At 71.1% G+C, this 12,314-nt stretch carries 12 protein-coding genes and 1 tRNA gene; 6 read left to right on the plus strand and 7 right to left on the minus strand.

Going from position 1 to position 12,314, the window contains the following annotated elements:
• The first annotated feature begins 334 nt into the window (after window positions 1-334).
• Window positions 335-2,545: a (Fe-S)-binding protein gene (locus FOF48_RS27775; protein WP_143906343.1), complete on the plus strand. Its 2,211-nt coding sequence runs from the start codon at window positions 335-337 to the stop codon at window positions 2,543-2,545.
• Between the two features lie 88 nt (window positions 2,546-2,633).
• Here the strand turns inward: FOF48_RS27775 and FOF48_RS27780 are convergent, their stop codons facing one another.
• Entirely contained in the window at window positions 2,634-3,113 is a 480-nt protein-coding gene (locus tag FOF48_RS27780) for an ankyrin repeat domain-containing protein (RefSeq protein WP_186002103.1), read from the minus strand.
• 165 nt (window positions 3,114-3,278) lie between these two features.
• Here FOF48_RS27780 and FOF48_RS27785 point away from each other — a divergent pair, with 165 nt between their 5' ends.
• From FOF48_RS27785 to FOF48_RS27795, 3 genes are all read left to right on the plus strand, one after another.
• Complete coding sequence (locus FOF48_RS27785; RefSeq protein WP_143906347.1) at window positions 3,279-3,749, plus strand: DUF3592 domain-containing protein; 471 nt, start codon at window positions 3,279-3,281, stop codon at window positions 3,747-3,749.
• Between the two features lie 7 nt (window positions 3,750-3,756).
• Window positions 3,757-4,308 (plus strand): DUF3592 domain-containing protein, encoded by a 552-nt coding sequence (locus FOF48_RS27790; protein WP_143906349.1) that lies wholly within the window; start codon window positions 3,757-3,759, stop codon window positions 4,306-4,308.
• 79 nt (window positions 4,309-4,387) lie between these two features.
• Window positions 4,388-4,819: a DUF3592 domain-containing protein gene (locus FOF48_RS27795; RefSeq protein WP_143906350.1), complete on the plus strand. Its 432-nt coding sequence runs from the start codon at window positions 4,388-4,390 to the stop codon at window positions 4,817-4,819.
• A 110-nt stretch (window positions 4,820-4,929) separates the two neighbouring features.
• Here the strand turns inward: FOF48_RS27795 and FOF48_RS27800 are convergent, their stop codons facing one another.
• From FOF48_RS27800 to FOF48_RS27820, 5 genes are all read right to left on the minus strand, one after another.
• A complete protein-coding gene (locus FOF48_RS27800) occupies window positions 4,930-5,886 on the minus strand; it encodes a hypothetical protein (RefSeq protein WP_328700846.1) in 957 nt (318 codons plus the stop codon).
• A 120-nt stretch (window positions 5,887-6,006) separates the two neighbouring features.
• Window positions 6,007-6,537 carry a non-proteolytic archaemetzincin-like protein gene (locus tag FOF48_RS27805; protein ID WP_143906354.1) on the minus strand — a complete coding sequence of 177 codons (531 nt, stop codon included), beginning with the start codon at window positions 6,535-6,537 and terminating at the stop codon, window positions 6,007-6,009.
• 56 nt (window positions 6,538-6,593) lie between these two features.
• Window positions 6,594-6,667, minus strand: a tRNA-Gln gene (locus FOF48_RS27810).
• 168 nt (window positions 6,668-6,835) lie between these two features.
• A complete protein-coding gene (locus FOF48_RS27815; RefSeq protein ID WP_143906356.1) occupies window positions 6,836-7,993 on the minus strand; it encodes an RtcB family protein in 1,158 nt (385 codons plus the stop codon).
• On the minus strand, window positions 7,990-8,409 hold the full coding sequence (locus FOF48_RS27820; RefSeq protein WP_143906358.1) for a ribosome-binding factor A: 420 nt from the start codon (window positions 8,407-8,409) through the stop codon (window positions 7,990-7,992). The genes FOF48_RS27815 and FOF48_RS27820 overlap by 4 nt, the downstream gene beginning before the upstream one ends.
• Window positions 8,410-8,864: 455 nt before the next feature.
• On the opposite strand from FOF48_RS27820, the gene FOF48_RS27825 reads away from it, so the two are divergent.
• Together FOF48_RS27825 and FOF48_RS27830 are read left to right on the plus strand one after the other, a co-directional pair.
• Window positions 8,865-10,256 carry an NAD(P)/FAD-dependent oxidoreductase gene (locus tag FOF48_RS27825; protein WP_143906360.1) on the plus strand — a complete coding sequence of 464 codons (1,392 nt, stop codon included), beginning with the start codon at window positions 8,865-8,867 and terminating at the stop codon, window positions 10,254-10,256.
• Window positions 10,257-10,317: 61 nt separating this feature from the next.
• Complete coding sequence (locus FOF48_RS27830) at window positions 10,318-11,535, plus strand: glycosyltransferase family 87 protein (protein WP_186002099.1); 1,218 nt, start codon at window positions 10,318-10,320, stop codon at window positions 11,533-11,535.
• A 189-nt stretch (window positions 11,536-11,724) separates the two neighbouring features.
• Here the strand turns inward: FOF48_RS27830 and FOF48_RS27835 are convergent, their stop codons facing one another.
• Window positions 11,725-12,222 (minus strand): hypothetical protein, encoded by a 498-nt coding sequence (locus FOF48_RS27835; protein WP_143906362.1) that lies wholly within the window; start codon window positions 12,220-12,222, stop codon window positions 11,725-11,727.
• Window positions 12,223-12,314 lie beyond the last annotated feature (92 nt).

Below are 12,314 nucleotides of genomic sequence, written 5' to 3' on the forward strand. Positions count from 1 at the left end.
GGCGCCGCCTCGGTTTTGTAAAGCCCTCGGGCCCCCAAAGTTTCGCGGACGTCGTTCAGGGCACGTCCGCCCGCCTGCCATCCAACAGGCCCGGCGGGGGTTCCGGCCGTGCTCCCGGCCGGGTTTCCAGCATTGGACAGGGGTGCGCGGCCCCGTTGGACACCGGCCCGGAAACCGGTGCGGAATCGCGGGGTGGCCTGTCACCAGGCACGGGTTTCCGCTCGGTGCTTGATTCGCGAATCACCCCTGCTAGGGTTGACAGCCACTCCAGAATTGCCGCAACGCGGCAACCCGGCGTTCTTCGCCGTGCGGCCCCAGAGGTTTCCGAGGTTCCATGAACCCCATCATCACTGGCCTGCTGCTCGCAGGCGCTGTCTCCATCTTCGTCATCACGATGTCCGGCCGCGTGGGCGTGCTGCTCGCGATGAAGAAGGAGAACCGGCTGGACCACATCCCCTACCGCGTGGCGCAGCTGGTGCGCTTCGGGTTGGGGCAGAAGCGCATGGTGGATCCGGAGGAGTTCACGCCGGGCCTGTTCCACATCTTCATCTACGCGGCGTTCATGGTGCTGGCGGTGCGCACCATCATGCTGTTCGTGATGGGCTTCTCGTCCAACGCGCTGGACGTGCTCACCGACATGAGCCACCCGGCGTGGGACGCCGCGCCGCCGCTGCTCGCGCTCTACAAGGTCTACCTGCTGGTGAAGGACGCGGTGGCGGCGCTGGCGCTGCTGGGCGTGGCGTACTTCGTGTGGACGCGCTGGAAGGTGAAGCCGGACCGCATGTCCCAGTCGTGGGAGGCGTACCTCATCCTGGGCTTCATCGCGGGCCTGATGATCACCGAGTTCCTCTTCGGCGGCAGCCACCTCGTGGCCGCGCACGCCGCCGCGCAGCAGGTGTCCATGGGCGCCTCGCACGTGCCGACGGCGCCGGCCTCGCTGCTGTGGTGGGAGCCCATCACCAGCCTGACCGGCCTGCTGATGATGCCGCTGGGCCCCACGGCGGCGCACGTGGTGGGCGTGGCGGGATTCTTCACCCACCTGACCATCATCCTGGCGTTCCTGAACTTCCTGCCGCTGGGCAAGCACTTCCACATCATCACGGGCCTGCCCAACGTCTTCTTCCAGCGCACGCACTCCACCGGCAAGCTGTCCACGCCGAACCTGGAGAAGGAGGAGTTCGGCGCCGCCACGGTGAAGGACCTCACCTGGAAGAACGGCCTGGACCTGTACTCCTGTACGGAGTGCGGCCGGTGCCAGACGCACTGTCCCACGTACATCACGGGCAAGCCGCTCACGCACAAGGCCGTGAACCAGGACCTGAAGCACTGGCTCTGGGACAACGAGCGCTGGGTGGAGGAGGGCTACGGCCCCCACGGCGTGAAGGAGCCCCTGCCGGAGATCGTCGGCAGCGCGCTGAAGGCGGAGACGGTGTGGGCGTGCACCAGCTGCGGCTGGTGCGAGCAGGCCTGCCCGGTGTTCATCGAGAACGTCCCGCGCCTCATCGACATGCGCCGCTACCAGGTGCAGGTGAAGGCGGAGTTCCCGCCGGAGATCCAGCGCGTGTTCGAGGGCATGGAGCGCCAGGGCAACCCCTGGGGCCTGGGCCAGGACCGGCGCGACGAGTGGGCGGAGGACCTGGCGCTGCCCACCTGGGGTGACGGCGGCGAATACGAGTACCTCTTCTTCGTGGGCTGCGCGGGCAGCTACGATGACAAGCAGAAGAAGGTGAGCCGCGCGCTGGTGAAGATCATGCGCGAGGCGGGCGTGTCCTTCGCGACGCTGTCCAAGCAGGAGATGTGCAACGGCGACTCCGCGCGCCGCATGGGCAACGAGTACCTGTACCAGACGCTGGCCAAGACGAACGTCGAGTCCTGGAACGCGATGGGCGTGAAGGCGGTCATCACCCAGTGCCCGCACTGCTTCAACACCATCAAGAACGAGTACCCGGAGTTCGGCGGCGAGTACCGCGTCATCAACCACACGCAGCTCATCAACGAGCTGCTCAAGGACAAGCGCATCAAGCTGTCCTCGGTGATGAACGCCGGAACGAAGCTGACCTACCACGACCCCTGCTACCTGGGCCGGCACAACGGCGTGTACGACGCGCCCCGTGAAGTGCTCAAGAGCATCCCGGGCCTGGAGGTGGTGGAGATGCAGCGCAGCCAGCGCGAGGGCTTCTGCTGCGGCGCGGGTGGCGGCCGGATGTGGATGGAGGAGCACATCGGCACGCGCATCAACCACAACCGCATGAACGAGGTGGCCCTCACGCTCAAGCACGCGGAGGACCCGTCCACGCCCTTCCCCGACGCCGCGGACAAGAAGAAGCCCGGCATGGTGGGCGACTACAAGGAGCAGGGTGGCAAGGGCATCGTCGCGGTGGCCTGCCCGTTCTGCTCCACGATGCTCAACGACGCGAAGAACGACACCGGCCGCGAGCAGATCCAGGTCAAGGACATCACGGAGCTGGTCGCGGACGCGCTCGAGACGAGCAGCAAGGGCGGCACCGTGGCGCCCAGCCCGGTCATCAGCGCCAAGCCGGAGTAGCGCGCCCCCACGGATGAAGTGACGAGGGCCCGGTGGCTCCCCGATGCGGGAGCGGCCGGGCCCTTCGTCCTTCCACGGCGTGCCGGGACTACTTGCGGCCCTTGGGGGCGTTGCCCTCCGAGCGCAGCACGCGCTCCAGGCGCTTCGTGGCGCCGTCATCCCCCAGCTTGCCGGCGACGTAGGCGCCCGCGGAGGCGAGCTTGCGGCGGAAGGCGTCCGGGGCGACCTCCGAGGGGCGCGAGGGCAGCTCGGAGAGGCCCTGGTTCTTCAGGAGCGTGCGCGCCAGGTCCTTCTCGTCGTCGGTGGCCTTGGACGACAGGAGCGCGCACACGGCGAGGTGGCCGTAGGCGGCGGCGGTGACGAAGGGCGTCTCCCCCAGGTTGTCGGGCAGGGACGGGTCCGCGCCCGCCGCGAGGAGCGCCCGCACCAGGTCGTCGCGGCCCACGCGCGCGGCCACCATCAGGGGCGTGCGCCCTTCGGCGTCGAAGGGGTTGGGGTCGGCGCCCGCGTCGAGCTGGGCGCTGAGGGCGGCGCGGTCTCCCGCGGTGACGGCATCGAACAGGGACACGGTGTGCACCTCCGGCAGGACGCGCGGGAGCATCGCGTGTCGGCGGACGCGAAACCAGGGCAGGCCCCGCGCCCGGGTGTACGGCGGGGCACGGAGGAGGATTGCCGTTTCGCGTCGCCTGTCGCCTGCTTAGAGGGGCGGCAGGCAGCGAGGAAGGAGGCACGGGTGGCCGTCATCGCGGCGCGGGCGCTGGGCGCATCGTTCGTGGTGCTGGGCGTGTCCATGCTGGTGCTGACCTGGGAGTCGTACCAACGGGACACGCGCATCGTGCGCGAGGGGGTCCACGCGGAAGGCACGGTGCTCAAGAAGGAGCGGCTCGCCGCCGCGGACGACACGGACTACGTGCTCCACTACGCCTTCACGCCACCGGACGGCACGCGGCGCGAGCACCAACGCCACATCTCCCAGGACCTGTGGAAGCGCCTGCGCCCCGGGGACCGCATCCAGGTGCTCTATGACGCGAACGACCCGCGCCGCGGCTTCCCCGAGGGCCACGGGGTGATGTCACTGGGGCTCGCCCTCTACTTCAGCTTCGTGCTCGTGGGCCTCGTCCTCATTGGCGCGGTGGCCCTGCTGGCGAGGGCCGAGACAGACCCGACCCAGGTTGCCTCCACATCCCTCGCACCCCCATCCTGAAGGAACCATGCTCTCTCTCTTCAGGCTCCTGATCGGGGCGATCCTCCTGGGGACATGCCTGTTCACCGCGGTGCGGCTGCTGCGCCAGCACCGGCTCACCCGGAAGCTGCGAGCGCAGGGACTGCGCTCCCTGGGCGAGGTGGTCAACCTGCGCCGGAGCTACGTGCTGAACACCGTGGTGGTGGAGTACGTCTTCCAACTGCAGGACGGCTCGCGGTTCCAAGACGAGTTCTCCCAGAAGAAGCGCGTGCTGCGGTCGCACCCATCCGTGGGGGACGTGCTCGAAGTCCTCTACCTCCCGGAGGACCCCCGACAGAATCAGTGCGAGGAGACGGAAGTCGGGCTGCTCACGCTCGTGCCCATGGTGACCGTCATGGTGTTCCTCATGGTCGTGACCGTGTACCTGATGATGATGCCCGACCCCATGAGGGTCCGGGCGCGGAGCTCTCGGCACCCCACCGTCCCCCAAAGCTGGCGCCAACTGGATGCGCCTCCGCGGCCTCCTGCCCAGCAGAAGCAGCAGCGGCAGGAGGCGGCACGGGAGGACGTCGCCCCATGATCCCTGAAAGGGTCTTCCCCCTGCTGTCCCTGCTGCGTCGGCGCGAGTTCACCCGCTCCCCCCGAGTCCTGACGGTGCCATGCCCTTCACGACCCTGATCATCCTCCTCGTCGTGTTCGCAGGCGCCCCCCTGCTGTTGCTGCGGCTGCTCCTGAAGTACCGCGGCATCACCGTGCGGTTGCGGCAGGAGGGGGTGCGCGTGCGCGCGGAGGTCGTCAGCGTCACGCGGTATGCCCGCGGCCGCCAGCAGCATGTCTTCCATTGCTTCGCGCTGCCGGATGGGTCGCGGATGTACGGCAACTTCCGGGAAGCGGCGGACGACGGGGAGCGTCCACCGGGCTCCACCGTCGACATCGTCTATCTGGCGGATGCGCCCCACCACAACATGCGGCCGGGGACAGGCGTCGAGCGCCGTGACGTCATCCGGGGAACCGTCTTCCTGCTGCTGTTCGCGGCCGTCGGTGTCCTCGGGCTGCTGCAAGCCTGGTCGCTGACCGGGGACACCCGGTAGGAGCAGGGAGCGCCATGGAGGCCATCGCCTCATGCCCCCTGCTCCAGCCCTTACCCGGGAGAACCCCCGAAGCCGCCGCTCGCCGGGGAGCAGCGGCCCCCGCGCGGATATCAGTTGGGCCCGTAGAAGGGCTCGTTCGCGACGGGCACCGCGAGGGTGACGGAGCTGGCCGTCGAGGACACCGGGGCGCGGTAGATGCTCGGGTCGCCGCCGGAGTCGTTGAAGAGGAAGCCCAGCCCCGTGCTGCCCGCCCAACTGGGGAAGCTCTCCTGCACCGTGCTCGCCGTGTAGTCCGTCAACCGCCGCAGGACGCCGTTGAGGCCGGTGGCCGTCACGTTGCCCACGAAGATGCGCGTGCTGCCGGAGGACAGCCGCCCGTCCAGCGCCACCTGCTGCCCGTCCGGAGACACCACCGCGCGGTTCGCGATGGCCAGCACCTCGTTGCCCAGCGACACGAAGCGCGTGGTGCCACCGCCCACCGGCACGAACGCGAGCTGGTTGAGCTGGGACGCGACGGTGCCCGCGGGCGCCAGCACCGTGTTGCCGTTGGGGAAGAAGGACGGCGACCCGAAGGCGATGCCCGCGTTGGGCGTCAGCTCCGTGAAGCCACTGCCATCCACCCCGATGCGCGCCAGCGAGCCCAGCGATCCGGATGTCCGGTCGAACGCGAAGACGATGGTGCGGCCATCCGGGCTGAACGTGGGCCCGCGGAAGTTGGTGCAGCTGCCGCACGCCGCGTCGTTGGTGCTCAGCAGCGTGGCCACCGGCCCGCCCGAGGTGGGCACCGTCTGGAGCGAGGACACGTTGCCCGAGCGCCGCACGAACACGATGCTGTTGCCGTTCTTCGAAATCGAGGGCGTGTAAGCGCCGCCGCCCGTCGTCAGCCGCTGCGGGCTGTTGGGGTCGCCGTCGTCGTCCACCACGTAGACGTTCCGGTCGTCGCGCACGAAGGCGAAGCCCTGGTTGAAGAGGACGTCGCCCGTGGTGCCACCGCCACCCGCGTCATCCAGGGGCTGGCACGCCCCCAACATCCCCACCGCCACCACGCCACCGAGCCATCGCCGCATGCCCATCATCACTGTCTCCCGCCGTGCCGGCCCTGTCACACGCTTCGGCCCGCAGACTACAGGGCGCGCTGGACAGGACGTCAACGCGCGAGGAGGCATTCACGCGCCCCCTCACGCGCCTCAGCGGTTGAGCCGGTTCAGCTCGTTGCGACAGACATTGCAGGGGCCCAGCGACTTGCGGTCGATGTCCTGCGGAGCCTGCGGGAAGAACATCACGCACCGGGAGTCCTCGCAGTAGGACAGGCCGATGAGGTGTCCCACCTGGTGCACCGCCTCCACCTGCACGCGGCGGCGCAGCGCCTCACCCTCCGCGCCCTGGCGCAGCCGGTACACGCTCAGCACCGCGACGTTCGACTCCCGGTCCGCCTGGCCAAAGACGAAGGGCGAGTCCGGTTCGAACAGGTCCGCGTCCGTCACGCCCATCACCAGGTCCTGGGGCGCGTCCTCCAGCACCGTTCCCAGCCGCCGCATGATGGCGTTGCAGTGGTACTGGCTCCGGTCCTTGTTGAAGGCGTAGGCAGGGGACGACAGCACCGTCCTGCTCACGACCGCGCTGACGCCCAGGTGCGTCGCCAGCGGTTCCTGCACGGCGTTCACGAGCGCGGACGGCGGACCGCCCACGGTGACCAGCAGGAGCGTCTTCTGCGGCATCAGCCCACCGCCTTCTACCTCCGGACGGACGTTGACCGCGTCCCCCCGGAGCGGAGTGGCTGGGGCGCAAGGATTCGAACCTTGATAATCAGAGTCAAAGTCTGACGTCCTGCCATTAGACGACGCCCCAGCAGGTTCGCACGCGTACTCGTGGGCCGATACTACGGCATCTCGACGTGCGCGGGAACCCACTCTGACGATGGGCCCCGTTCGCCGTGGAGTGCGGGGTGGATCACCGCCACCCAGGCGGGGGTCCGGCCGGGGGACCGGCTGTCATCCACCCGACAGGCCCCACCCCTCAGCCCTTCAGCACGGCCAGGGGCGTGAGCCGGACGCGGGGCGTCACGAGGTCCGCCTGGTCCTCCAGCACCTCGGTGAGGTCCCGGTAGGCGGTGGGGGCCTCCTCCACCAGGGCCCGGGTCCGGCCCGGGTCGAAGACCACGCGACGCAGGGCGTGGACCAGCGCCTCCGGGCGGATGCGGGTCCGCGCCTCGGTGCGGGTGAGCACCCGGCCCGCGCCATGCGAGCAGGAGCGGAAGGCGCGCGGTTCGCCCCGGCCCTCGACGAGGGAGGAGGCCGTGCCCATGGAGCCGGGGATGAGCCCCCGGGCCCCCGCGTCCAGCCCCACCGCTCCTTTGCGGTGCACCCAGAGCACCCGGCCGAAGTGCGGCTCGGAGGCGACGTGGTTGTGGTGCACGTCCACGGTGCTCTCCGTGTCCGGGGACACGCCCAGCAGGTCCCCCAGCACGGCCAGCGCCCGGGCGGCGAGCGCGTCCCGGTTGGCGCGGGCGAAGCGGCAGGCCCACTCCATGTCGTTCACGCAGGCCTGGCCCGCCTCGGTGTCGGTGTGAAGGGCGGGCGGAGTGCCCTCGCCGAGCGCCTCCGCCACGCGCTGGTGGTGCTCGCCCACGGCGGCCCCCACGCCCCGCGATCCGGAGTGGATGAGCAGCCAGAGGTCGCCCGCCCCGTCCCGGTCCAGCTCCAGGAAGTGGTTGCCGCCCCCGAGCGTGCCCAGGTGTCGCGGGGCCAGCCGCTCCCAGACATGGACGAGCTTCTGGGTGGACAGCGGCGGGGCTTCCAGTCCGGGCGGTGGTGGCAGGCCCCGGCCCCGGTGCACCGCGTCCCCCACCGGGATGACCCGGGAGAGCTGGGAGAGCAGCCGCTCCAGGTCCGCGCGCGACAGCGACGCGGCGGGGAAGGCGAAGCGGTGCGCGCTCACGCCGCAGCCCAGGTCATTGCCCAACGCGCCGGGGACGACGTGGGCTTGCGTGGCGAAGACGGTGCCCACCGCCACGCCCGACGCCAGGTGCACGTCCGGCATCACCGCCACGTGCTCCGTGACGTAGGGCTGCGCGGCGAGCCGCTGGAGCTGCTTCAGCGCCGCCAGGGGAACCGCGCGGGCCCAGGCGAGGAGGGGCACGGCGCCCGGTGGGGCTTCGAGGATGCGGGGCATCATGCGTCACCCCCATCCCCGTCCCCGTCCTCGGGCTCGGGCTCCATGCGCGGGGCGGTGCCCATGAGCACGAAGCGCAGGTGCGGGGTGCGCTTGAGGTTCAGGTGCTGCGCGAGCCGCGAGCGCAGGTAGCCCTCCGCGCGGAGCAGCGCCTCCTTCACGTCGGCGGGTGCGGCGGCATCGTGCGACAGCGTGTAGCCGATGCGCGCGATGCGGCCTTCGGGGGACAGCTCGAACGACGTGAGCGCGACGCCTTCGAGCCGTGGGTCGGACAGCTCGCCACGGAAGAGCAGGGAGACTTCTTCGGAGAGGGTGGATTGGACGCGCAGGTGACGCGCGGAGGGCGCTTCGGAGTGGAACAGCGAGGAGCCCGAACGCCGGGACGGCGCGCGGGAACGGCGATGCCTGGATGAGGACATGAGCGAAGACGGATTCCTGTCGGCCGCGTCCACGTGCTCGCGAGGAGCCGGGACCTGGCCGGGATGTGCACGCGGGAGCCGCCGCGCGGACACGCCGTCAGCGATTCACGACAGGCTGTCCCCACGCTTCCACGGCGGCGCTCCAGATGGCGCCGCCTTCGGGCGGGGATGGGACACTGCCGGTGAGGCTAGACGCGCGACCGCGCGGAGCGAACCGAGACACCCTTGGCGACACGTCCCATGGCACACCTCCCGCCGCGCGTTCTCCGCGCGGACCGCTCGTCCGGACGCTCGACACCCCACGCATCCGGCCGTGCCCCGACGGCGGGGGCCTCCGGGCCCTGACAGCGGGGGCTGTCCTCTTGTGACCAGCCGCTCTTTCCACCAGCCGACTCGGGCGGCCAGTGCGATTGGCGGCGGGCCCTTCCGTGACCAAGCAGGAGGCGGGAGGCTTCATGGCCGAGACTTTCGACGTGGTGGTGATCGGGGCAGGTCCTACGGGGGAGAACGCGGGTGCGCGTGCCGCGGCGGGGGGCTTGAAGGTCGCGCTGGTGGAGCACGAGCTCGTGGGCGGCGAGTGTTCCTACTGGGCCTGCATGCCCAGCAAGGCGCTGCTGCACCCCAGCGAGACGCTGTGGATGGCACAGCACACGCCCGGCTTGCGCGAGCTCATCCAGGGCCCGCTCAAGGCGGAGGCGGTGCTCAAGCACCGCGACAAGATGGTGTCCGGCTACGACGACAAGTCCCAGGTGAAGTGGGCGGAGGGGGCGAAGCTCCACGTGATGCGCGGCCATGGCCGGCTCACCGGCCCGCGCAAGGTGAGCGTGACGGGCAAGGACGGGAAGGTGCGCGAGCTGGAGGCGAAGCGGGCCGTCGTGGTCGCCACGGGCAGCAAGCCGCGCCTGCCGGAGACCGCGGGCCTGAGGGAGTCCAAGCCCTGGGACAACCGCGAGGGCACCGGCGCCAAGGCGGTCCCGGGCCGGCTGGTGGTGCTGGGCGGTGGCGTGGAGGCGGTGGAGCTGGCGCAGGCGTGGCGCGAGCTGGGCTCGGAGGTGACGCTGGTGCAGCGCGGGCCCCGGCTGCTCAAGCGCTTCGAGCCCTTCGTGGGCGAGCAGGTGGCGCAGGCGCTGCGCGACTCCGGCGTGCGCGTGCTGCTGGAGACGCAGGCGACCAAGGTGCAGCGCTCCGGCGAGAAGGGCGAGTTCACCGTGACGCTGACGGGCGGCGACACGCTGCGCGCGGACGCGCTGCTCGTGGCCATGGGCCGCACCGCGCGCACGGACGACCTGGGCGTGGAGACGGTGGGCCTCAAGCCCGGCGCGACCATCGAAGTGGATGAGCAGCTGCGCGCGAAGGGCGTGGACGGCGACTGGCTGTACGCCTGCGGCGACGTGAACGGCCGCAACATGCTCACGCACATGGGCAAGTACCAGGCGCGACAGGTGGGCGACATCCTCCTGGGCAAGCCCGCGAAGACGTGGGCGGACACCCGGGCCACGCCGCAGGTCGTCTTCACGCACCCGCAGGTGGCCAGCGTGGGCCTCACCGAGGAGAAGGCCCGCAAGGAGGGCGTGCCGGTGAAGACGGTGCAGTACGAGCTGGGGGACGTGGCCGGCACGGCCGTGATGGGCGAGGACTTCAAGGGCACCGCGAAGCTGGTGGTGGACGAGAAGCGCCGGGTCATCGTGGGCGCCACGTTCACCGGCCCGGGCGTGGGGGAGATGCTCCACGCGGCCACCGTCGCCGTCGCGGGCGAGGTGCCGCTGGACACGCTCTGGCACGCGGTGCCGTCGTACCCCACCATGAGCGAGGTGTGGCTGCGGCTGCTCGAAGCCTACGGCCTGTGATTGCGGCGGGGCGCCCCCGCGTGGAATGGTGCGCGCCCCACCCCGCACCCGCTGACCGTGAATGAGCACCGCTGACCTGCCGCTCCACCGCGCGTCCCGGAAGGTGGAGTGGGCCCTGTTGGCGGTGCTCGCCGTGGCGGCCGTGGCCGTGGGACAGCACCCCCGGCGCGGCGCGGACTTCCGCGTCTACCTCACCGCCGCCGAGCGCTTCCGCGAGGGCTCCGACCTCTACCGCGCCGAGGACGGCACCATGCCGTTCAAGTACGCGCCCGTCACCGCGCCCCTCTTCCTGCCCTTCACCGCCCTGCCCCCGCGCGCCGCCGTGGCGCTGTGGAACCTGGGCTCCGTGCTCGCGCTGGCCGCCGTGTCCGTGCTCACCCGCCGCGCCGCGCCCGCGCCCGGAGAGGCCGCGCCGTGGCCCTGGGCGCCCGTGCTGGCCACCGCCGCCCTGCTGCCCGCGTTCTCCTTCGAGATCTTCTACGGCCAGGTGGACGCCGTGCTGCTGGGGCTGCTGGTCTTCGCCGCCGTGGGCGCGGAGCGCGGCCGCGCGTGGGGCCCGGGCGCCGCCTTCGCCGTCGCGTGCCTGCTCAAGCCTCCGGCCGCGCTGCTGGGCCTGTTCTTCCTGGCGCGCAGGCACTGGCGCGTGGTGGGGACCACCGCCCTCCTCGGCGTCCTCCTGGTCCTCCCCACGCTGGGCCGCTACGGGTGGGCGGGCACCGTGTCACAGGTGCGTGACTGGACGGACATCCTGGCCCGCACCACGCCCCCGTGGGCGCTGGGGCACAACCCCCAGGGCCTGCCCACGCTGCTGCTGTCGCTGGCGCTGCCCGCGGAGTCGCTGCCCCCCGCGGGCGCGATGACGCTGGCGCAGGCGGTGGCGCTGGGGCTGTTCGTCGCGGCGCTCCTGTGGGCGCGACCCGGCCCCGTGGAGCTGCTCGCGTTCTGCTGCCTGGGCGTGACGCTCCTGTCACCGCTGGCGTGGCGCGCGAACTACCTGCTCGCGTGGCCGGTGATCCGCTGCGCGCTGGAGGGGCGCTCCCGCGGGGGCATGGTGGGCGTGGCCGCGGTGGCGCTCATCGGCATGGTCGTCTCGGACACGGTCCTGGGTGCGGAGCTGACCCGGCGGGTGCTGCTCTTCCGGCCGTTCGCGGTCGTGTATTCGGCGCTGCTGATCATCCTGTTGTCGCAGACGCGGCGTCGGGGAGCGCCCACGGCCCTGCTTTCCGACGGAGCCCTGACGCACCTGCCGCGTGGACTGCGGGACGCCCGCGGTTCGTGACCCCATCAAGACTCGGCCGGGGGCGAAGTGTCACGGCAACTGAACCTTCGCGACACGTGGCGTCGCTATATGCGGCCCCGTCGTGTTCGAGACGTTCGACAGCGCTCCCGAAGGACTAGCCACTCGGAGAGCGCGGACCGCGTGCTCCCGGTCGCCGTACCGGGGGCACGCGGTCTTCTTCTTGCGGGCCTAGGACGGGAAGCCCGCGGACGCCTCTTCCTGCGCGGCGTCCGAGGTGTTGCCGCCCTCCGTGAAGAGCGAGGCCACCGGGCGCAGCTTGGGGGGACGGCCACGGCGGCGCGGGGCGTTGTCGTCGTTGCCCGCCGTCGCGCCCAGGGGCTCCACCGCGGACGGCCCCGACTTGCGCACCGGACGCGGCAGGTGGATGGCCTCCAGCTTCCCGCCCAGCTCCGCGTCGTCCTCCGCGAACACCTTCGCGTACGCCAGCGCCCGCTGGCCCTTCTGGAGCAGCGACTCCTGGCTCTCGTTCAGCGCCTGCCTCGCCGCGTCCAGCGCCGCCTGCGCCCGGGCCACCGCCTCCGCCTTCTCCCGCACATGCGCGGCGGCCTCTCCCAGCACCGCCGTGTCCACGTCCGGGAACTTCACGTCCGCCAGGTCCGTGGCGAACAGCTCGAGCAGCGCGCGCAGCGCGGGGGAGATGGAATCGTTCTCGGGGGAATCGAACATGGGCAGGCCTCCTCACAAGGCGTTGAGGCCGCCTATCTGCCCAGATGTTCAGTGGTCTTTCAAGGGGGTCCTCGCGCGGGCCGGAAAGTCGG

Source organism: Corallococcus sp. Z5C101001, assembly GCF_007352635.1.
GTDB lineage: Bacteria > Myxococcota > Myxococcia > Myxococcales > Myxococcaceae > Corallococcus > Corallococcus silvisoli.